Below are 20,979 nucleotides of genomic sequence, written 5' to 3' on the forward strand. Positions count from 1 at the left end.
CCGGGCCCCCGCACCGCGGCGGCCTGCCGCCGGCGGACCTGGCGCTGGACTACGGCGTGCGGCTGCTGGTGATTGCGCTGGCGGCCTGGTGGGGCTCGCGCTGGGTGGCGGCGCCCATGCGGCGCTTGGCCGGCGCGGCGCGCGGGCTGGGCCCGGCGCTGCGCGAGGGCGCGCCGCCGGTGCTGGACGAGCGCGGCGGCACGCGCGAGGTGCGCGAGGCCGCGCAGGTGTTCAACGCCATGGCGCGGCAACTGCAGCAGCAGTTCCGCGCGCGCACGCTGCTCATGGCCTCGGTGTCGCACGACGTGCGCACGCCGCTGACGCGGCTGCGGCTGCGGCTGGAGCGGCTGGAGCGCCCGCAGGACGCGGCGCTGGTGGGCCGCTGCATCGCCGACGTGCGCGAGATCGACGCGCTGGTGGAGTCCGCGCTGGAGCTCACGCGCAGCGAGCAGGCGCAGGAGGCGCCGCGCATCCTGGACCTCGCCGCCCTGGTGCAGGCCGTGGCCGACGACCGCATCGAGCAGGGCCAGGCGCTGAGCTGCGGGTGGGCGGACGAGGGTGGAGGCGCCGCCGCGCCTGTGGCCGCGCCGGCCGCCGCCACCGCCCGCGTGCAGCCGGCCGCGCTGCGCCGGGTGCTGGAGAACCTGCTGGACAACGCCTTGCGCCACGGCACGCGGGCGCACTTGGCGCTGCGGCGCGAGGGCGGGGCGGTGTGCATCACCGTGGATGACGACGGCCCCGGCATCCCGCGCGCGCAGCTCGACGCCGTGCTGGACCCCTTCGTCCAACTGCACGACGCCGACCCGCGCCGCCACCACCGCGCCGGGCTGGGTTTGGGGCTGCACATCGCGCGCGACCTGGTGCGGCGCCAGGGCGGCACGCTCACGCTGGACAACCTGGGCGGCGGCGGGCTGCGCGCGCAGGTGCGGCTGCCCGCGGCGCCCTGAGCGGCCAAGGCGTGTACCCGCTGGTGTGTCGGCGCCGACACATGGGCGAAAAACGGCAGCCATGAGGGGTTCCCAGAATCGGTGGCAGAAGCTGGTCGCAATCCCGCGCTGGCTTCACCAGCACACCAGAGCAGGGAGATTTCATGAGCAGCATCGGCTCCGTCAGCAGCAGCAGTGGCGCTTGGGCCACGGCGATGCAGCGCCCGCAGCGCCCAAACAAGGAAGAGCTTTTCAAGCGCGCCGACAGCGACGGCAGCGGCGGCGTGGACGCGTCGGAGCTGCAGCAGATGCTGGCCAAGCGCCCCGGCGCGGCCCCCTCGGCCGGTGGCAGCAGCGCCACGTCCTCGTCCACGGACGCCGGCTCGGCGGTGGACTTCAGCCAGCTCGACGGCGACGGCAGTGGCAGCCTGGACGCCACGGAGCTGGACGCGGCCATGAAGGCGCTCATGCCCAAGCCGTCCTCCACCATGGAGTTCGCGCAGCAGCGCGGCATGGGGGGCCTGGGCGCTCCTGGCGGCCAAGGCGGCAGCGACGACCTGTTCTCCAAGGTGGACGGCAACGGCGACGGCAGCATCGACAGCGACGAGCTCAAGACGCTGCAGGACCGGATGGGCCTGCAGGACGACGACGCCTTCAGCCGCCTGGACACGGACAGCAGCGGCTCGCTGAGCGCCGACGAGTTCGCCGCCGGCCGTCCGCAGGGCGGCCAGGGTGGCCAAAGTGCCGGCGGCACGCTCAACGTGCAGGGCACGCAGGGCACGCAGGGCACGCAGGGCACGCAGGGCACGCAGGGTGCGCAGGGTGCGCAGGGTGCGCAGGGTGCGCAGGGTGCGCAGGGTGCGCAGGGTGCGCGGGGCGGCCGCGGTCCCGGCGGCCCCGGCGGCGCGGGTGGCCCGCCCCCGGCCGGTGGCGGCGATGGCGACGCCGACGACACCAGCACGAGCAGCACCAGCAGTTCCGGCAGCACGAGCAGCAGCACGACCATCGACCCGCTGGACACCAACGAGGACGGTGTGGTGTCGGCGCAGGAGCGCGCCGCGGGCGAGCTCAAGAAGCTGATGGAGCAGGCGCTGAAGGCTGCCGACAGTGATGGCGACCAGTCGCTGAGCGCCTCGGAGCTGTCCTCGCTGAAGGACGCCGTGGCGCAGGCGCTGGACAAGGCGACCGGGGCGTCGTCCTCGTCCTCGTCCGGTTCGGGGTCGGATTCGTCGTCCTCGTCGTCATCCGGATCGAACCAGAGCGGCAGCAACAAGCTCGACGAGCAGGCTGCCAAGCTGGTGGGCTGGATGCTCAAGCAGTACGCCGCCGGTGGCGGCAGCGCCTCCGGCTCGACCGGCTCGCAAGTCAACGTCAGCGCCTGAGCCTGACGTGGCGCCGCGGCCTGCGAGGCGCCGGCGTATTGGCTGACGGACTGCACTCCCAATGGGCAACGAGTTAGCTGTTACGTATTCCCCGGACAGCAGTGCGCCTTCGCGGGAATGACGAATCGGGGGGCGCTGCGGGCCAGTCTCCGGCTGACGCCAACGCCGTCCCTGCGCAAAGGCGCCCATCGTTCGCCCCCGTGCCCTCCAGCTCCCTATTCCCTGCACCCCATCGTTCAGATTTCTGAACAACGCGCCCTGCAAATCGACTGCGCCCGCCGCACCGGCACCGCCGTGCTTGCCCATCCCCTCGCGGCCCCCCAGACTGCGCATTTCAGTCTTCACCACCCCCGCGCATGCCCGGCCAACCGATTCCATCGAGCGCATTTCCCACCCCGGCCGAAGCGTTTTCCTCACGGCTGGCGCTCATCGACTGGAGCGCCACCCCGCTGGGCCCGCGCGACGCCTGGCCCGGCGAGCTGCAGACGCTTGCCCGCGTGCTGCCGCGCTCGGCGCAGCCCATGGCCCTGGCCTGGGGAGATGATCTCCATTTCCTGGGCAACGACGCCTGCAATGCCCTCGCCGGCACCCCGCCCAACGCCACCTTGGGCCAGCCCCTGCGCCAAGCCTGGGCCGCGCACTGGCCACGGCTGCAGCCCATCGTTGAATCCGTCCTGGCTGACGGCGTCCACCCCGCGCCAGGCCGGCGCTTTGAGCTCGCCGCCGCCGACGGCGCCCATCGCTTCGCCTTCACCGCCACCACGCTGCACGACGACGCCGGCCGCCCTGCCGGCGCGCTGTTCACGGGCGTGGCCGTTGCCGCCGCGCCGGAACTCGCTGAGCTGCTTTGCGCCCAGCGCCGCCTGGCCCAGGCCGAGGAGCAGTTGCGGCTGGCCACCGACGCGGCCGAGGTCGGCTTCTGGGACGTGGACCCCGCCACCGGCGCCGTGCAGTGGCCCGCCCGCGTGAAAACCATGTTCGGCCTGCCGCTGGATGCCGACGTGACCATGGCCGACTTCCTCGCCGCCCTGCACCCCGACGACCGCCAGCGCGTGCGCGAGGCCTTCGAGGCCGCCTGCGACCCCGCGCGGCGCTGCCTCTACGACGCCGAATACCGCACCGTCGCCCGCGAGGACGGCCAGGTGCGCTGGGTCGCGGCCAAGGGGCGGGCGCTGTTCTCGGCGGCGGGGCAGTGCGTGCGCGTGCTGGGCACGGCCAGAGATGTCACCGCGCGCAAGGCCGCCGACGAGGCCATGCGCCGCATGGACGATCGCAGCGCGCTGCTGCAGGCCATCAGCGACCTGTCGCCCGACGCCATCTTCGCCAAGGACCTCGGCGGCCGGCTGCTCTTTGCCAACCCCGCCACGCTGGCCCTGGTGGGCAAGCGCGCCGACCAGATGGTGGGCCACACCGACGCCGAGTTCCTGGACGACCCCGAGGCCGCCCGCGCCATCATGGCCAACGACCGTCGCGTCATGGACGGCGACGCGGCCGAGGAGATCGAGGAGCCGCTGCCTTACCCCGACGGCAGCGTGCGCGTGTGGCTGTCCCGCAAGATGCCGCTGCGCGACGCCGCCGGCCGCGTCATCGGCCTCCTGGGCGTCTCGCGCGACATCACCGAGCGCAAGCGGCTGCAGCAGGCGCTGCAAAGCTCCAAGGACAACCTGCAGCGCATCCTCTACAGCATCACCGACGGCGTGGCCGTGCTCGACCGCCAGTGGCGCTACACCTACTTCAACGAGCAAGGCGCGCGCATCCTGGGCGTGCGGCGCGACGAGCTGCTGGGCCAGACCCTCTGGGACGCCTTTCCGCACGTCCGCCAGCGCCTCTTCGGCTCCGAGCTGCAGCACGCCATGGACACGGGCGAGCCCACGCACTTCGAGGAGTTTTATCCCGAGCCGCTGAACAAGTGGATCGAGTGCCACGGCTACCCGTCGGCCGACGGCCTGTCCATCTTCTTCCGCGACGTCACCGAGCGCCACCAGGCCCAGGCCGCGCTGCACTCCAGCGGGCAGCGGCTGCGCCGCGTCTTCGAGCTCAACCCCATCGGCATGGTCACGGGCAACGCCGACGGGCGCCTCATGGAAGCCAACGATGCCTTCCTGCGCATCGTGGGCAAGACCCGCGAGGAACTGCGTCAGGGCCTGTTGCGCTGGACCGATCTCACCCCGCCGGAACACCTGGCGGCCGACCGCCGCGCCGTGGCGCAGGCGCAGCGCGACGGGATCTCCGCCGTCTACGAAAAGGAATATCTGCGCCCAAACGGCAGCCGCGTGCCCGTGATGCTCGCCACCTGCCTCTTCGACGGCGAAAGCGAGCTGCTGGCCTTCGTCATCGACATCACCGAGCGCAAGCGCGCGGAAGAAGCGCTGCGCCAGTCCGACCGCCGCAAGGACGAGTTCCTCGCCACCCTCGCCCACGAGCTGCGCAACCCCCTGGCGCCGCTGCGCAACGCGGCGCAACTGCTGGCCTCGCCCGCGCTGCGGCTGGACCAGCTCGGCTGGATCCAGCGCCTCATGGAGCGCCAGGTGCGCCACATGGCACGGCTGCTGGACGATCTGCTCGACCTCGCCCGCATCAGCCAGGGCAAGCTGCAGCTCAAGAAGGAGCGCGTGACGCTGGCCGCCATCGTGGACCCGGCCGTGGAGGCCGCGCGCCCCATGCTGGACGCCAAGCGCCACGTGCTCACCGTGTCGCTGGAAGAGGGCGTGGCGCTTGGGCGCCTGGCGCTGCAGGCCGACGCGGTGCGGCTGTCGCAGGTGCTCTCCAACCTGCTGACCAACGCGGCCAAGTACACCGACGCGGGCGGGCGCATCGCGCTGCGCGTCTGGCGCGAGGGCGCCGAGCTGTGCATGAGCGTGCGCGACAACGGCATCGGCCTGCCGCCGGAGGCGGGCGCGCGCATCTTCGAGATGTTCGGCCAGCTCGAAGCTGGCGCCGCCCGCTCCGAGGGCGGCCTGGGCATCGGCCTGGCGCTGGTGGCCGGCATCGTGGAGCTGCATGGCGGCCGCGTGGTGGTGGAGAGCGACGGCCCCGGCCTGGGCAGTTGTTTCACGTTGCGGCTGCCGCTGGACGAGGCCGGCGCCGAAGCGGCGGACCAGGGGGTGGACGAATCGGCCTGCGCCGGGCTGAAGGTACTGGTGGCCGACGACAACGAGGACGCCGCGCAGACCCTGGCGCTGCTGCTGAGCTTCCAGGGCTTCGAGACCCGCGTGGCGCTGGCGGGGCTGGACGCCGTGGCGCTGGCGCGCCAGTGGCCGGTCGACGCGGCCGTGCTGGACATCGGCATGCCCGACCTAGACGGCCACGCCGTGGCGCGCGCCTTGCGGGCGATGGAGGGCGGGCAGCGCATGCGGCTCATCGCCCTCACCGGCTGGGGCCAGGACGCCGACCGTCGCAAGTCCGCCGCCGCCGGCTTCGACCACCACCTCACCAAGCCCGTGGACGTGCAGCAGTTGCTGGCGCTGCTGGCGGGCGAGCGCGGGAGTGAGCGCACGGGTTGAGCGGCTGGCGTGGCCGCCAGCGGCTCAGGAGCCGCCCTGGGGCCGTGGCGGCGCCGCCGCCTGGGTGCCCTTCACAGGGCCCACGGCCCGCACCAGGGCGCGCAGCCTGGCCTCCAGCTCGTCCACCAGGGCGGCCAGCTCCGGGGCGTCGGTTTCGTTGGGCGGCTGCTGCAGCCGGCGCTCCAGGGCCGCGGCCGTCTCCGCCATCGCCGCGCCGCCCAGGGTCGCCACGGCGCCCTTGAGGGCGTGCGCCGCCTGGCGTGCCTGCTGCCACTGGCCGTCGCGCAGCATCTGCGCGATGCGCTGCGCCTCCTGCCCATGGTGCTCGCAGAACAGGCGCAGCACGGCCAGGTAGCGGTCCTTGAGGCCCAGCAGGTTGGCCACGGCCTGGTGCGCGTGGAAGCCCGGCAGCCGTTCCAGCCGCGCCAGCACGGCGTCCTGCGGCGTGGCGCCCGCGGGCTGCTCCAGGACGGGCCGCCCGTCGTGGGCCGCGGGCTGGGCGTTGCCGCTGCCCGCGGGCAGCCAGCGTCCAAGCGTGGCGTAGAGCTGGCCCGGGTCCACCGGCTTGGACACGAAGTCGTTCATGCCGGCGGCCAGGCAGGCGGCCCGGTCCTCGTCGAAGGCGTTGGCCGTCATGGCCAGTATGGGCAAGCGCGCAAAGCGAGCGTCGCTGCGCAGGATGCGCGCGGCGCTGAGCCCGTCCACCACGGGCATCTGCACGTCCATGAGCACCAGGTCGAAGTCGCCGGCGCCGGCCTTGGCGACGGCTTCCTGGCCGTCCTGCGCCACCTCCACGTGCAGGCCCGCCGCGCGCAGCAGCTCCTCGGCCACCTCGCGGTTGATCTCGTTGTCGTCGGCCACCAGCACGCGCGCGCCGGCATGGCGCTGGCGCAGCCAGGATTCCGCCTGCGCGCTCTCCGGCCCAAGCTGCTCGACCGGCCGGCCGCAGCCCAGCCGGGCCGTGAACCAGAAGGTGCTGCCGTGCCCGGGGTCGCTCTGCACGCCGGCGTTGCCGCCCATGAGCTCGGCAAAGCGCTTGGTGATGACCAGGCCCAGCCCCGTGCCGCCGAACTTGCGGTTGGTCGATGTCTCGGCCTGCTCGAAGGCCTCGAACAGGCGCGGCAGCGCCTCGGCCGGTATGCCCACACCCGTGTCTTCCACGGCAAAGCGCAGCAGCAGCCGCGGCCCCTGTTCCTCCTGCTCTTGCTCCTGCAGCAGCTCCACGCGCAGCGTCACGCTGCCGTGGCTGGTGAATTTCACGGCGTTGCTGGCGTAGTTCAGCAGCGCCTGGCGCACGCGCGTCTCGTCGCCATGCAGCCACGGCGGCACGCCGTCGGCCTCGGTCAGGAGGCGCAGGCCCTTGGCCGAGGCCGTGCTGCTGACCATGGAGGCCACGTTGTCCAGCAGCGCCAGCAGCGAGAAGTCGTGCGCCTCCAGGTGCAGCTTGCCGGCCTCGATTTTCGAGAGGTCCAGGATGTCGTTGATGATGGACAGCAGGTGGCGCGAGGAGCTTTCGATCTTGCCCAGGCGCTGCGCCTGCAGCGCCGAGGCCGACTCGCGCGCGAGCAGGTGCGTGAGGCCCAGGATGGCGTTGATGGGCGTGCGGATCTCGTGGCTCATGTTGGCCAGGAAGTCGCTCTTGGCCTGGTTGGCGGCCTCGGCCGCGGCGCGTGCCTCTTCCAGCTCCTCGGTGCGCTGCGCCACGCGCTGCTCCAGCCCGGCCTGGTGTTGCTGCAGCGCCGCCTCGCGCTGGCGCAGCAGCTCGCCGGCGCGCGCCAGCGCCGCGGCCAGCGTGGCCGCCTCGCGCAGGTGCACCGCGGGCACCTCGCGCGCGTGCCCCAGGCCCAGGGCCAGGGCCGGCTCGGTGAGCGCGTCGAAGGAGCGGGAAATCCACGTCCCCAGGTGGCGGGCCAGCAGCAGGCCCGCGGCCAGCAGCGCGGCCACACCCGCGGCCATCAAGCCCAGCGCGCGGTAGAGGTCCGTGGTCAGCGCGCTGCGCGGTATGCCCACGGCCACGTGCCAGCCCGTCATGGCCGAGCGCGCGTGCACGGTGAGCGCCTGCACGCCCTCGACGGTGAGGGTTTCACTGGCGCCCTCGCTGGATTGGGCGATCAGGCGCAGCAGGTCCGGCGACGCCTTGCTGCCCACGACGCGATCCGGCACATGCGTGCGGCCAAAGAACGTGCCCTGCGTGTCGAGCATGCCGACGATCCAGTCCGCAGGCAGGCGCTGGGCTCCCAGCAGCGTGTTGAAGTACTGCGGCAGCATGGCCACGCCCAGGGCGTAGGCGACCTGGCCGTTCACGCGCACCGGCACCATGACGGAGACGACCGGCTGCTTGAGCGCGGGCCCCTGGAACACGTCGGACAGGAAGGGCCGGCCGTTGGCGAACACCGGCGCGGCCAGCGCCGGGCTGCGCTGCGCCGGCAGCGCCTGGCCCGGCTCCAGCGCCGTGTTGAGCACCTGCCGGCCCGTCGCATCCAGCAGCACGGCGTTGGAGGCCAGCCCGGATTCCTTCAGGATCTCGCGCGCGTGGCGGTGGAACGCCGGCAGGTTGCCCTGGTCCAGCGATTCGGAGCGGGCCAGGGCCTGGGCGATGGACTGCACCCGCAGCACGTGGTTGTCCACGGCCTGCACCAGGGCGCGCGCCGTCAGCAGGGTGTTGTCCACCAGTTGCTGGCGCCCCTGGCGGTACTGCTGTGCCAGCAGCACGCTCGCGCCCAGCAGGCCGGGCAGCAGGCAGGACAGGAGCAGCAGCGTCAGCACGGCGCGCACGCTCCACAGGGGGGCTGGGGTTGGGGGCATGCGCAAGTGTCGAGTGTCTGAATGTTATGGAACTTCACGCCCAGTGTGCGGTGCACCTGCCGGCCCCGCCATCGGCGGGCTGGCCCCTGGTGCCGGCGCGGGGCCGGGCAAGGCGGCGCTGTGGCCTCGGCGCGGCCGCGGAGGCGGTCATCGGATTCCGGGATTTCCCTCAATCTGACCGATTGCCGGACGCGGCTGGCCGATGTCCGGTCATCTTGACGGGTGCCATTGCATCCGGCGCGCCGCCTGCTGCCTACATTGCGGGCCGTCAAGACGCCCGGCCCCAGCGACTTCTCTTCCCCGCGGCCCCGGGCGGCTTCAAGCAGCGACACCACCCCCGTCAGGAGACAAGCCCATGGCCAGCCTTGCGCAGCCCAACGAGCCCTCAGGCTCGCACCAGACCCGGAAAGCCACCGCCAGCGGCTGGATAGGCTCGGCGCTGGAGTACTACGACTTCTTCATCTACGCCACCGCCGCGTCGCTGATCTTTCCGCAGCTCTTCTTCCCGAGCAGCAACCCCACCACGGCCATCATCGCCTCGCTGGCCACCTACGGCGTGGGCTACGTGGCGCGCCCCATCGGCGCCTTCGTCCTGGGCCACTGGGGCGACACGCTTGGGCGCAAGCGCGTGCTGGTACTGTGCATGTTCCTCATGGGCTTTTCCACCATCGGCGTGGGCCTGCTGCCCACCTACGCACAGGCCGGGCTGCTGGCGCCGGCGCTGCTGGTGGTGATGCGGCTGATCCAGGGCTTCGCCGTGGCCGGCGAGATCTCCGGGGCCAGCTCCATGATCCTGGAGCACGCCCCGTTCGGCCGCCGCGGCTTCTTCTCCAGCTTCACGCTGCAAGGCGTGCAGGCCGGGCAGATCCTGGCCGCCGCCGTCTTCCTGCCGCTGGCGCACTACATGCCCAAGGACGACTTCAACGCCTGGGGCTGGCGCATCCCCTTCCTGCTGAGCTTCATCGTCATCGCCGTGGGCTACTACATCCGCCGCGAGGTGGACGAGACCCCCGCCTTCGCCGAGGAGGCGCGCGAGGGCCACGTGCCCAAGGCGCCCATGGTGCAGGCCATCACCGAGAGCTGGCCGGACATGCTGCGCGTGGTGTGCATGGCGCTCATGAACGTCATCCCCGTGGTCACCACCATCTTCGGCGCAGCCTACGCGGTGCAGCCGGGCTACGGCATCGGCTTCGAGAAGGACGTCTACCTCTGGATTCCCGTGCTGGGCAACGTCGTGGCGGTGCTGGTGATCCCGTTCGTGGGCAAGCTCTCCGACCGCATCGGCCGGCGCCCGCCCATCATCGTGGGCGCGCTGGCGTCGGGGGCGCTGTCCTTCGGCTACCTCTACGCCATCAGCGTGCACAACGTGCCGCTGGCCATGGTCATGTCCGTCCTGATGTGGGGCGTGGTGTACCAGGGCTACAACGCCGTGTTCCCGAGCTTCTACCCGGAGCTGTTCCCCACGCGCACCCGCGTGTCGGCCATGGCCATCTCGCAGAACCTGGGCACGCTGGTGACGGCCATGCTGCCGGCGGTGTTCACGGCCGTGGCGCCTCCGGGGGCGGACAACATCCCGCTGACGGTGGGCGCCATCACCTTCGGCATCACGGTGCTGGCGGCGCTGGCGGCCTTCAGCGCCCGCGAGACCTACCGCGTGCACATGCACGACCTGGGCAACCGCCACGCCGTGCCGGTGGACCGCGCGGAGTACGAGCGGCTGCGCCTGCAGGCCTTGGCCGGCGGGCGCTGACGCAGATGTAAGCGAAGCGCGCGCCGCCTTCCCCGCCCGCCGTGGCGGCGCCAACATCCCGGGCCCGGCCTCGGCCACAGCAAGAAAGTTCCGCCATGGCATCCGCTCCCTCGTCCAGCGCCGGTGGCCCGCACCGCATCGTCATCGTGGGCGGCGGCGCCGGGGGGCTGGAGCTGGCCACGCAGTTGGGCCGCAAGCTCGGCCGGCGCGGGCAGGCGCAGGTGACGCTGATCGAAAAGGCACGCACCCATTTCTGGAAGCCGCACCTGCACGAGATCGCCGCCGGCACGGTGGACATCAACGCCCACGCCGTGGACTACCTCGCGCAGTCGCACTGGAACTGCTTTCGCTACCGCGTGGGCGAGATGACGGGCCTGGACCGCGCGCGGCGCGAGGTGCACGTGGCGCCCTACGTGGACCCGGAGGAGGGCGAGCAGGTCACGGGCGCGCGCGTGTTCGGCTACGACACGCTGGTGATCGCCGTGGGCAGCCTCAACAACGACTTCGGCACGCCCGGCGTGCAGGAGCACGCGCTGCTGCTGGAGACGCCGGCGCAGGCCGAGCGCTTTCACCGCCGCCTGGTCAACGCCTGCGTGCGCGCGCATGCGCAGGGCGCGCCGCTGCGGCCGCAGCAGTTGCAGGTGGCCATCATCGGCGCCGGCGCCACGGGCGTGGAGCTGGCCGCGGAGCTGCACCACACCACGCGCACGCTGGTCTCCTACGGGCTGGACCGCATCGACGCCGAGCGCGACATCCGCATCAATCTCATCGAGGCCGGCCCGCGCATCCTGGCCGCGCTGCCGCAGCGCATGTCGGCCTCGGCGCAGTCGCTGCTGGAAAAGCTCAAGGTGCGCGTGCGCACCAACGCCCGCGTGACGGCCGTGACGGCCGAGGGCGTGCAGCTGGCCGGCGGCGAGGCCATTCCCGCCGAGCTGGTGGTGTGGGCCGCAGGCGTGAAGGCGCCGGAATTCCTCTCGCACCTGGACGGGCTGGAGACCAACCGCATCCACCAGCTCCTGGTTGGGCCGACGCTGCAGACCTCGCGCGACGAGAACGTGTTCGCCATAGGCGACTGCGCCAGCGCCCCCTGGCTGGGCCACGAGGGCGCCACCGTGCCGCCGCGTGCGCAGGCCGCGCACCAGCAGGCCTCGCACCTGGTCAAGCAGATGCAGCGCCGCCTGCGCGGCCAGCCGCTGCAGCCCTGGCGTTACCGGGATTTCGGCTCCCTGGTGTCCCTGGGCACTTACACCACGGTGGGTAATTTGATGGGCCAACTGGTGGGGGGTAATTTCTGGATAGAAGGTTTATTTGCCCGCTGGATGTATCAATCCCTGTACAAAATGCACGAGGTCGCCTTGCACGGCTGGTGGAAAACAGTGCTGGGGACGGCTTCGAGGTTCATTGCCAGACGAACCGAGCCGCGGGTGAAGTTGCATTGAAGCGTGCCTGATGGAAATAAAGTTTCTTGACGAGAAACAATACTGACAAAATGCGCGAAAAGGGCGGCGCAGGCATCATTTGGGAATGAATTGCGCGCCATCTGGCCTTGTCTTGCCAAAAAATACGAAAGTTTTTGCGCATCGGTCAATTACACTGAAATGTGTCCCGCTACCTGCCGATAGACGGGCCGAAACTTTGCCTTGACCCATGCGCTCATCGGTTGCCTGCCTGCCCAAAGGAATACTCACGTCCTTGTCCTTGACGCAGGACAGGCTGTTGGTGAAAGCAGGTGTGCTTTATGGCCAGCCTGTGCAACTGTGCGGTGGCGGTGTGGCGTGCTGGGCCTTCTGGTCCATCAGGCGCCTGGCGACCCGGGAGGGTCTGTTTTTCTGGTCGGCCCGCCCCTTTTATTCTTCCTGTCCTGCTTCGCCCGTGCTGCCGCTGCGCATATTGGACGGCTGCGGTGAATTGACCGCGCACCAGTTCAAAGGTTTGGCCACGGCGCTGGGCATATGGGGCTCCATCCGCAAACCGCCCATGCTGGAGCGTGCGGGTATTTTCAATCTGCAGGCCGCGACCGAAATTCCGGATTGCCATCTGGACGCCGTGATGGCGCGCGACAGCCACTTCGGCCTGAGCGCGCGGGCCGCGTCCACGGGCCGCGACGTCGGCCTCTGAGCACGGGCAGCCACCTCCCCGGCGGCTGACGCCGCGCCCCTTGTGGGCGCGCGGGCCTGCGGCGATCCGGCCGCACCGGGCGCGTGTTGCGCCGGATGTGGCGCCCCAGGGCCGCGCCGCAGGGCGCCGGCAAGCACAACTGCAACCCGACCGCCATCATGGCGGCAGTGGCGCTGGCCGCCGGATTTGCGTTTGCGGCATCTTGATTTTCATTGACCAACAGCCTGGAAATTTCCGGCGGGCCGGTGTATGCGGCCCCGCCTGAAAAATCACATATTCCCGTTCGGTCACGCGCAAACCAGCAGTATCTTCGGTCATTTCCTGACAAAAAACACAATCTTCATGCCGGCTTTCTTCAGGAAGCGAAGCAGGGATAAGCACGAACGCCGAAAGCGGCTGGCAATCAAAAGCAGCACTGCTCACGGATTATTTCAGCAAGCATTCTGCAAGCCAGTTTCTATATTGGCTCCAATAAGCGGCCTGGTTTTGTGGTCGTGCCATTGTCGGACTGTCAAACAGCATTTGGCCATGCAAAACCGCGGCATGTGGATCGATCCCCGCCCGCGACGTTTTCCCAATCATGTCGCAGGGCTTATTTGTTGATTGGGATTTTGTTTCATGGAGTCATGATGGAAAGCCGCCAAATCGCTGCCCTTGCCCAGTATGCACAACCCGAGCACCAGGAGCCACAGGAATCTCCGAAGCGCGAGATTCTGGGATTTACCGTGCGCGCGGTGGACAACGAGTACGACCTGGCACGGGTGCGCAAACTGCGGGCGCTGGCCTATGGCCATCACTTGCCTTTGATGGCGGCGCAATTCGGCAAGGAGGACCCGCTGGACATGGACCCCGACACGGTGGTTTTCTGTGCCGAGGACAAGGCCACCGGCGAGGTCGTGGGCTCTTGCCGCATACAGGTCAATCGCAACCGTCCCTTGCAGATTCACGGTTGCATTGAAGAGCCGGCGCATTTGCGTGGCTTGCTGGTATCGGAGATTACCAGGCTGGTCGTGCTCCCGTCGTACAAGGACAAGTCGGTACGCATGGGTATCGTCAAGGCCTGCCATCTTCATAACATTGCAACCCAGGTGGCTGGAATTTATGCGGGCTCGCGGCCTGCACTGATGCGCCAATATCGTGCCCTGGGGTTTTCGGATTTGTATGAAGACAAGCGGGAAGTTCCCCTGAGCTATACGGGTGGAATTCCTCACCGGATTCTCTGGTTGAGCAACGTCACTGCTGAACAGGATTGGGCCAGAATGAGCAATCCGTTTTACCATTTCGTCTTCAGAACGTGGCATCCCGATATCAGCATTTTTGCCAAAGCATTCTCAGGTATTTCTCGGGTCGCAGTGGCAAGTGAGAATATCGACCCCGTAGGAATTGATGGGGCTTGAACCTCAATGCTGCGGTCACGGCGTGAAGCTGGTGCCAAGCCGGGCTCCCCCGGTGAAAAATCCGGAGCGGAGCAGGTTTGGCCTTGACCGTGAGAAGATGATATTGGAAATGCAGGGCGCAAGCGGCGGCATGAATCAATTTAATTGATTTTGCCGCGCTTGTGGTTCTGCATCGGTGCGAGCCGCTGCGCAACTGTCCGGATCAGGTCGTTGTTTGAATAGGGCTTGCCCAAATGGGCGTCGGCGCCTGCTTGCCGCGCGTTGATGACGTCTTCCGGCATGCACCGGCCGGTGACGATAACTATGGGCAATCGTGGCGACGCAGTTTGTGCTTCGTATTCCCTGATTTTGCGTGTTGCCGCCAGTCCATCCAGTCCTGGCATATCACCGTCCATGAGCAATATATTGGGCCGTTGCGAGTCATTCATGGCGGCCTGGACAGCCAAATCGCCACGGCCCACCACGCTGACCCTCAATCCGCACATTTCAAGCGTGGAGCGCGCCAGTTCGGCGGTTAAGTTGTCGTCCTCAGCAATAAGTGCATGACCTTCCAATGTTGCGGGCAGGTTGAATTCTTGTTTGGGTTGGCGATTTTGTAAAGAAACGACGACCTTGGCGAGATTGACTTTCAAGGTGAAGGTTGAACCTTTTCCAAGCTCACTGGACACTTCCAGCGTGCCTTTCATCGCAGTGGCCAGGCGCTTGCTAATGCTCAAACCCAGCCCGGTGCTGCCCAGTCCTCCGCCGACTTTTTCCTGTGCATGCCGGGAAAATGGTTCGAATATCGTTGTGAGATTTTCTTCAGCGATGCCGGGGCCATTGTCGGCAACGTCAAGGATAATATTCCCATTTCCGTCCGCATCCCTCACGCGCAAGACCACCTCTCCGCCCTTGTCGGTGAATTTGATGCCATTGCTGATGAGGTTGAGTGAAATCTGCTTTATTCGTCCCGGATCGGCATGGACATGGTAAGGCATCGGGAGCACATTCCAGGCGGCAAATTTTACGCCCTTCTCCTGCCCAATCAGAAAGCCAATATTGCTGACTTCCTCGATCACATCATTCAAATCAAATACTTCAGGGCGCAATGTAACGCCTGCAGCCTCCAGCCTTCCGAAATCCAACATGTCGTTGACCAGGCTTACCAGATGCTCGCCTGATTTGATGATCATCTCCGCTGCCTTGGCGGTGCTGTTTGCCGAAGGGTCGCGGGCTATCTGGTTGCTCATTGCCAAAATGCCGTGTATAGGGGTGCGCAATTCGTGCGTGATGCTGGACATCATTTCTACGCGGATGCGTGACTCGGTGCGGGCCATTTCCAGGGCAATTTCATTCTGTTTTTTGTAGCGCAGTATGGTTCGACTTTGGACAATGCGTTGCCTTTCATCGCGTGCAGCTCTGCGGGCATTAAGCAGCAGCACGGCTCCATAAATAGCTATTGCGATTGCAGTGCTGTTTCCAAAAAATGATTGCTGGATCAATAAATAAAGTATGGTCTGGCCAATAATGGGCGTTGAGTAGAGTACGCTTGAAACCCAGTCGGATTCCAGCGTACTCATGGCGACAGCGGACACGCCACATAAGCCCGCGGCTGTCCAAAGCAGGGCTTCTTGGGGGGCATTGGACTGTAATGCGAGCAAACCGATCGCGCCCAGCAGAACGCCGTCGAGAAAAAGGGTGACTCTTATCCAGAAAAACCAACGATCCAGTACCGGCTGGCGCGCTTTACAATCTTTCCAGCGAAAAACCAGTGCCAGCCTCCAGGCGGCGGCCAGCGTTTTTGTGGCCAGCCAATACCAGACGTAAATGCCAACGCTCTCGTGAAGATAAACGGCCATCACTACGGAATAAAGCAAGGCTCCAACCGCCCCGCCTTTGATCCGGTTCGCCATGCTCTCCATTTGCTCATAATGGACCTCGGCCATTAATTCATGGTCGAATCTTCCAATATGGGCGGCTTGGGCAGTCCGGAACTGCTTTTCTTCCTGTGCCATTCACTTTCCCCTACTGAAGTACCTTCCTCGACAACTTCGTTTTCTATGCTCTCCGGCGTGTGAAGTCAGGTTTGCAGAGCCCATGCGTGCTGCCGCTGACGCAGTGCGGAACAACGCCGACGGCTGCCGCTCGCCGTGATGCCTAAAATGCTTGGTCATACCGATCAACAGCCTCACGTACTTGGTGCACTGCTTGGCAAAAGACGGCAGTAGCACCTACCGCGAACCGCGATTTGGTCTTGAACAAGTTGCCTTTTGTGGAAATTTTCTTGCCTTTCCGCCGCGAGGCGACACCATGACGAATCACCACACCCATGCCAGCGCCCGTTGAATCCAACTTCCCGCTCGGGTCCCAATTGGCCGTGTCGTTGCTCCGGCGCCACGGGATTGCTTCGCACAAGCACTCGACCACCATTCGCGACGTGTTGGGCCTGTCCTACAGCCAAGCGCATCGCAAGATCAATGGCGACTCGCCTTGGACGCCGGAAGAGCTGGAAATTCTGGCCCGCCATTTTGGCGACACTTTTGCCTCCATGGTGTTGTCGGCCCTCGAATCCGAGAAGCGCGTTACGGCCCAATTGGTCATGGGCAAAACCTCGGTGGAGGCTTATCTGTGGCCGGGCGAACGTATCAGCAATGCCCCGGAAGGCGCGCTGGTGGCCGTGCCGGTGAATTCGGAATGGCTGATTTGCCCGGTCAACAATGCCGTTCGAGATAATTGCTACGCCATCAAGCGGATATTGATAGAGCCGCCGCCGGAGCGTTTGACCCGCGTGGCCGTGCTGGACGACGTGCAGGAATTGGCCGTCACCCTGGCTGCGTCCTTCACCGAAGCGGGCCTGGAATCCGATGCATTTTTCACTGTCAGTGACCTGCGCAATAAAATACCGGAATACGACGCCTTCGTGCTCGACTGGCTGGTCAGCGGTGAAACCGCCAAAAACCTGATTGACGACATCAGAAAAATGAAGCCCGACGCTCCTGTGGCGGTGCTGACAGGTCAGATTGGGGCGGGGTTGGCCAGCGAGGCGGAGGTGGCGGCGCTCATGGCGGTTCACAAGATTTTGTTTTTTGAAAAGCCGGTTCGATTTTCCATTATCAATGCTGCAATTGCCCAGGCCGTAGCGAAGAAATAGCTTGTACCAAGCTGGCCCGCGAGATTTTGCCGGTCAGCAGGGCGTCGAACGGCCAGGGTTTGCCGGAGTCCTTTTCGGACGTTCGCGCATGGAAAGCGAGTATGGGTGTGTCGCGGTTGGCACCTTGGCTGCTTTTGAGGCTCAGGGCCAGGCGGCGGGCGTTGTGGCGCGGTAATTCCATGTCCACGCACACCAGTGCATATTCCTGCAACGCCAGTCGGTTGGCGGCCGTGGCGATGGCGAAAACGCATTCCACCATCCGGCCCTGCTCATTGAGTGACGACATCAATTCTCGGCAAGCCTGGGAATTGCTGCTGACCACCATGACTTTTGCATCGGTGGGCGGCATTGGGAGGCCGTCTTCGTCGTCGCGCACCCGCTCGCAGGGAATGGTGACGCTGAATTGAAGCCGGTTGGGCGGTAGTTTCTCCAGTGCCGTGTGCCCGTCCAGGAATTCCGTCAGCGTGCGCACCAGGGTCAGGCTCAGGCTGTCGTTGAGGGCGTCCTTGGTCCCCTGGGCATCGGCCGCAACGGCTTCCATGGGTGGGGTGCCTGCAGCTTCCGCCTCGACCACGAAATTGATGTGGCCGCGCGCCTCGTCATAAGGCTGCATGGACAGCGTCAGGGTATGGGGGTGCAGCGTGGCCGATAGGTGCTTGGCCACGTTGGCCAGCACCTGCACGATTTTGTCGGAGTCCGCCACCAGGAACAGCGGCTCCTGGAGCGGGCGGGTCCATATTTGGCGTCCGCCGTTGCCGCCGTCGGATTGCAGCTCGGCCGCCACGGATTCCAGCAGCGTGCCGGCCTCGAATGGCGAGGGCGCCAATTGCAATTGCCATGCTTCGGCCCGCGCAATGGTCAGCAGGTCGCGCAATTCCTGGGAAAGCCGTTGCGCGGACGTCGAGATATTGGCCGCGAGTTTGGGCCGGTTGGCTTGCTGGGAAGGCGCTTCCATCAATTCCAGCGAGGACATGATGGCCTGTAGCGGTGAGCGCAACTGGTGGCTTACCCGCGCCAGAAAAGCGCTTTTGGCCACCATGGCGGCTTCTAAGGCCCACAACTGATTTTCGTCAGTGTCCTTTTTCATCCGCACCCGCCATTGGCTCAGCAACGGACCAAAATACAGGGCCGGCAGCAGTGCCAAAAAGACCAGCGACATCAGCGTTTGCGCGTGGGCTGACCAGAAGGGGTTGCCGAAGTAGAGCACAGGCGTGGCGGTGAGCCACGATCCTGCCCAGGCGAACCAGAATGTGCGCACGCCGTAGCGCAGGCCCACCGGAATCACGATGAAGGCCAGGTAGGGCACGAGAAAACTGGTGGCAGTGGGCGCGTCGCAAAGAAAAACGGCAAATGCCGCGGCGTCGAAAAATATCGTGAAATATTGCAATCCGACCAGGGCATTGGTTCCGCGGCGCAACAACACATATTGCACCAGACCCAATACCGCCCAGGCCGCAGCCAGCAGCGGCGCGACGAGGACATTGCCGAAGGCGCCGTCGCGCCAGGGGCCCGTCAGCGCGATGGCGGCCAGCGCCGCCAGGCCATGCAGGGCCCGCGCCAGAGCGCGGCGCTTTTCGCTTTCGTCACGGCCGCGGACCGAATGTGCTCCAAGCCAATCGCGAAATTTTGAATTTGCCCAAAGGCCGGAAATCACACAAAACATATTTAAATATGGACTTCGATCCTGAAGGGTCATATTTGGGAGTCGCAAGCGGCCAGTGTAGCAACCGGCTTCGTCTACTTTGCGCCGCACAGCGTCCTGCGGTTTGACTGGCCTGAGATTTATCTCCTGTTGGAGAATTTTTTATATTTTTCCCTTGGACGACATTTCACCGATACCGCGCTTTGCCGTCACTTGCCCAAGCCCCACTTGTAAGGTGTGTAAACCAGATTCCGGTGAAAGTTTGCGTTTCCTGCGCAATGAGGTCAGGAAACGTGCGCTTTGAGACAGAATGTCATAAAATGTATCTGAGCTCGCAGGCATTCGTGCCTGCAGTGGGTGCCGCCGCGGCGCTGTGCCGTCAGGCGGGACGTTTTGTGACCAACCGCGCACGATGGGTGTCCCGTGAGCCTGAGTTCCTACCCCACGAACAGCATTTCTCCTGCCCGCTGGGAGGCGCCCCGGAGTTGGGCCGTGGAGCGGCACCGTCGCGCGGCTGACGACGGTTCGCTGCCTGTTTCTTCCTTGCGGCCCAGCGTGGTGTCGCGGCCAGGGCGTGCCTGGGTGCTGTGCGCCGATGAAGCCTGTGCGCGCCAGTTCGAAGCCGAGCTGCTGGCCGATGGCTGGCAGGTCGGCGTGCGGGTGTCCAGCATGCAGCATCTGCTGCTGCACCTGTACTGTGAGGCGCAGCCGCCTGACGTGCTGGTGTGCGGGCTGCATTTCGAGGACGGCGATGCGCTGCGCCTGATGCGGCTGCTTTGCGGCGACGAGCAGGCGCCGCTGCTGTTCTTTGCGGCGCAGCACCAGCCGCGCGGCGTGCTCAAGAGCGTGCTGGCCATGGCGCAGTGCTGCAAGCTGGAGGCCGCGTGCTGCCTGGAGCCTTCGGCGGGGCAGGGGCAAGTGGCCCAGGCGCTGCGCAACTACCGGCGCAGCGGCGCGCGCAAGGACAAGGCCGTGCCGCCGGAGCTGCCGCTGTCGGAGCTGCGCGCGATGCTGGACGGGGGCCGGCTCGAACCCTGGCTGCAGCCCCAGGTCCGGCTGGCCAGCCGGGACGTGGTGTGCGTGGAGGCGCTCATGCGCGGCGTGAGCTCCGACGGCGCGCCGCTGGGCCCGGCGCGGCTGCTGCCGGCACTGCACCAGCACGGCTTGCTGGAGGAGGCCACGCTGCTGATGGTGCGCCAGCTCTGCGAGTTCCTGGCCGCCTGCGTGGGCGACGGGCTGCCGCTGCGCGGCGCGCTCAACGTCTCGCTGCGCTTGCTGGCGGACGAGAGCTTCTGCGCCGAGCTGCAGCAGGCCGTGCGGCGCTGCGGCCTGGAGCCCAGCCGCCTCACGCTGGAGGTGGACGAGCACGACCTCCTGGGCGACCTCACCACCGTCATCGAGAACACCACGCGCTGCCGCCTCATGGGTTTTGGCCTGGCGCTGGACCATTTCGGCACCGCCTACTCCAGCCCGCTGCAGTTGTCGCAACTGCCTTTTTCGGAGCTGAAGATGGACGGCAGCCTGGTAGCGGGCATGGCGACGGACGCGGCCAAGCAGGCCATCGTGGCGTCCTCCACCAGCCTGGCGCGCGGCCTGGGCCTGCGCGTGGTGGCCGAGGGCGTGCAGTCGCCCTCGGAGCTGCGCGCCGTGCGCGAGGCCGGCTGCACCGAGGCGCAGGGCTACCTGCTCATGCGGCCCATGTCCATGCAGGCCATGCGCCAGTGGCTGCGCGGGCTCGACGGGCTGCGCATGCCTGCGGAAGAAGAGCTGGCGGACGACGTTTTCCTCAAGCGCTGGTAAGGCCCGCGCCCACGAATGGGGCAATCCGGACACGCCATACAACGGCTGGGCTCAACCGCCGCTTTGCGCCCCCGCCCCTGCCTGCACCGCCTCCAGCGGCAACTCCACGCTGAAGCGGCTGCCCTGGCCGGGCGCGCTGTCCAGCGCCAGGCGCCCGCCCATCATCTCCCCCAGCCGCTGGACGAGGGACAGCCCCAAGCCCGTGCCGCCGAAGCGCCGCGTGGTGGAGGCGTCGGCCCGGGTGAAGGGCTGGAAGATTGCGGCCTGCTTCTGTCGCGGGATGCGCCACGGCCGCCATGAGCCCAAGGGCCAGCGCCGCGGCTGCAGGCGGCTGAAGAGAGAAGGCCTGGGCGTCGGCTGGGCTCGATAGAAGCCCGGGCAAGACCCGGGCCCTTAGGCTGCCGCACGCCCGCCGATGCGGGAGCTGGCGGTTTGGGTATTTCTTTGTGTGCCTATTTGTCATGAGCCGAAAATATTTACAAATTGCTGCCGCTGTCGATTTATCGTCGCTCCAATATGACCTGTT

At 66.9% G+C, this 20,979-nt stretch carries 14 protein-coding genes; 9 read left to right on the plus strand and 5 right to left on the minus strand.

Annotated elements, in window-relative coordinates; genetic code table 11:
- The 3 genes from SM757_RS30330 to SM757_RS30340 all read left to right on the plus strand — a co-directional run.
- Positions 1-947 (plus strand): sensor histidine kinase (locus SM757_RS30330; protein WP_322468197.1); only part of this gene is annotated, 947 nt, incomplete at its 5' end.
- Between the two features lie 143 nt (positions 948-1,090).
- Positions 1,091-2,308 carry a hypothetical protein gene (locus SM757_RS30335; RefSeq protein ID WP_322468198.1) on the plus strand — a complete coding sequence of 406 codons (1,218 nt, stop codon included), beginning with the start codon at positions 1,091-1,093 and terminating at the stop codon, positions 2,306-2,308.
- A gap of 356 nt (positions 2,309-2,664) precedes the next feature.
- Complete coding sequence (locus SM757_RS30340; RefSeq protein WP_322468199.1) at positions 2,665-5,811, plus strand: PAS domain-containing protein; 3,147 nt, start codon at positions 2,665-2,667, stop codon at positions 5,809-5,811.
- Positions 5,812-5,835: 24 nt separating this feature from the next.
- On the opposite strand, the gene SM757_RS30345 is transcribed toward SM757_RS30340, so the two are convergent.
- The gene (locus SM757_RS30345) at positions 5,836-8,616 is read right to left on the minus strand and encodes a hybrid sensor histidine kinase/response regulator (protein WP_322468200.1); all 2,781 of its coding nucleotides are present in this window, start codon (positions 8,614-8,616) and stop codon (positions 5,836-5,838) included.
- A 355-nt stretch (positions 8,617-8,971) separates the two neighbouring features.
- Between SM757_RS30345 and SM757_RS30350 the strand changes: the two genes are divergently transcribed.
- From SM757_RS30350 to SM757_RS30360, 3 genes are all read left to right on the plus strand, one after another.
- Entirely contained in the window at positions 8,972-10,366 is a 1,395-nt protein-coding gene (locus SM757_RS30350; RefSeq protein ID WP_322468201.1) for an MFS transporter, read from the plus strand.
- 95 nt (positions 10,367-10,461) lie between these two features.
- Positions 10,462-11,805, plus strand: coding sequence for an NAD(P)/FAD-dependent oxidoreductase (locus tag SM757_RS30355; protein ID WP_322468202.1), 1,344 nt, complete (start codon positions 10,462-10,464; stop codon positions 11,803-11,805).
- A 253-nt stretch (positions 11,806-12,058) separates the two neighbouring features.
- The gene (locus tag SM757_RS30360) at positions 12,059-12,484 is read left to right on the plus strand and encodes a hypothetical protein (protein WP_322468203.1); all 426 of its coding nucleotides are present in this window, start codon (positions 12,059-12,061) and stop codon (positions 12,482-12,484) included.
- A 156-nt stretch (positions 12,485-12,640) separates the two neighbouring features.
- Here SM757_RS30360 and SM757_RS30365 read toward each other — a convergent pair whose 3' ends face one another.
- On the minus strand, positions 12,641-12,907 hold the full coding sequence (locus SM757_RS30365) for a hypothetical protein (RefSeq protein ID WP_322468204.1): 267 nt from the start codon (positions 12,905-12,907) through the stop codon (positions 12,641-12,643).
- A gap of 206 nt (positions 12,908-13,113) precedes the next feature.
- Here SM757_RS30365 and SM757_RS30370 point away from each other — a divergent pair, with 206 nt between their 5' ends.
- Complete coding sequence (locus SM757_RS30370; protein ID WP_157119237.1) at positions 13,114-13,881, plus strand: N-acyl amino acid synthase FeeM domain-containing protein; 768 nt, start codon at positions 13,114-13,116, stop codon at positions 13,879-13,881.
- A 140-nt stretch (positions 13,882-14,021) separates the two neighbouring features.
- Here the strand turns inward: SM757_RS30370 and SM757_RS30375 are convergent, their stop codons facing one another.
- A complete protein-coding gene (locus tag SM757_RS30375) occupies positions 14,022-15,875 on the minus strand; it encodes an ATP-binding response regulator (protein WP_322468205.1) in 1,854 nt (617 codons plus the stop codon).
- A gap of 314 nt (positions 15,876-16,189) precedes the next feature.
- Here SM757_RS30375 and SM757_RS30380 point away from each other — a divergent pair, with 314 nt between their 5' ends.
- Positions 16,190-17,011, plus strand: a complete 822-nt coding sequence (locus tag SM757_RS30380) for a helix-turn-helix domain-containing protein (RefSeq protein WP_084267873.1) — start codon at positions 16,190-16,192, stop codon at positions 17,009-17,011.
- Here SM757_RS30380 and SM757_RS30385 read toward each other — a convergent pair.
- Entirely contained in the window at positions 16,974-18,707 is a 1,734-nt protein-coding gene (locus SM757_RS30385; protein ID WP_322468206.1) for a sensor histidine kinase, read from the minus strand. The genes SM757_RS30380 and SM757_RS30385 overlap by 38 nt on opposite strands.
- Before the next feature lie 438 nt (positions 18,708-19,145).
- On the opposite strand from SM757_RS30385, the gene SM757_RS30390 reads away from it, so the two are divergent.
- Positions 19,146-20,453 (plus strand): EAL domain-containing response regulator, encoded by a 1,308-nt coding sequence (locus SM757_RS30390; protein ID WP_322468207.1) that lies wholly within the window; start codon positions 19,146-19,148, stop codon positions 20,451-20,453.
- 51 nt (positions 20,454-20,504) lie between these two features.
- Here SM757_RS30390 and SM757_RS30395 read toward each other — a convergent pair whose 3' ends face one another.
- Positions 20,505-20,759, minus strand: coding sequence for an ATP-binding protein (locus tag SM757_RS30395; RefSeq protein ID WP_322468208.1), 255 nt, complete (start codon positions 20,757-20,759; stop codon positions 20,505-20,507).
- Between the last annotated feature and the right edge of the window lie 220 nt (positions 20,760-20,979).

Origin of the sequence: Azohydromonas lata (genome assembly GCF_034427735.1) — a bacterium.
In the GTDB taxonomy this organism is placed as follows: domain Bacteria; phylum Pseudomonadota; class Gammaproteobacteria; order Burkholderiales; family Burkholderiaceae_C; genus Azohydromonas; species Azohydromonas lata.

Bases quoted from the DNA above. Each gene is read 5' to 3' on its own strand.
- SM757_RS30335 (WP_322468198.1), top strand. From the start codon at position 1,091: ATGAGCAGCATCGGCTCCGTCAGCAGCAGCAGTGGCGCTTGGGCCACG.
- SM757_RS30340 (WP_322468199.1), top strand. From the start codon at position 2,665: ATGCCCGGCCAACCGATTCCATCGAGCGCATTTCCCACCCCGGCCGAA.
- SM757_RS30345 (WP_322468200.1), bottom strand. From the start codon at position 8,616: ATGCCCCCAACCCCAGCCCCCCTGTGGAGCGTGCGCGCCGTGCTGACG.
- SM757_RS30350 (WP_322468201.1), top strand. From the start codon at position 8,972: ATGGCCAGCCTTGCGCAGCCCAACGAGCCCTCAGGCTCGCACCAGACC.
- SM757_RS30355 (WP_322468202.1), top strand. From the start codon at position 10,462: ATGGCATCCGCTCCCTCGTCCAGCGCCGGTGGCCCGCACCGCATCGTC.
- SM757_RS30370 (WP_157119237.1), top strand. From the start codon at position 13,114: ATGGAAAGCCGCCAAATCGCTGCCCTTGCCCAGTATGCACAACCCGAG.
- SM757_RS30375 (WP_322468205.1), bottom strand. From the start codon at position 15,875: ATGGCACAGGAAGAAAAGCAGTTCCGGACTGCCCAAGCCGCCCATATT.
- SM757_RS30380 (WP_084267873.1), top strand. From the start codon at position 16,190: ATGCCAGCGCCCGTTGAATCCAACTTCCCGCTCGGGTCCCAATTGGCC.
- SM757_RS30385 (WP_322468206.1), bottom strand. From the start codon at position 18,707: ATGACCCTTCAGGATCGAAGTCCATATTTAAATATGTTTTGTGTGATT.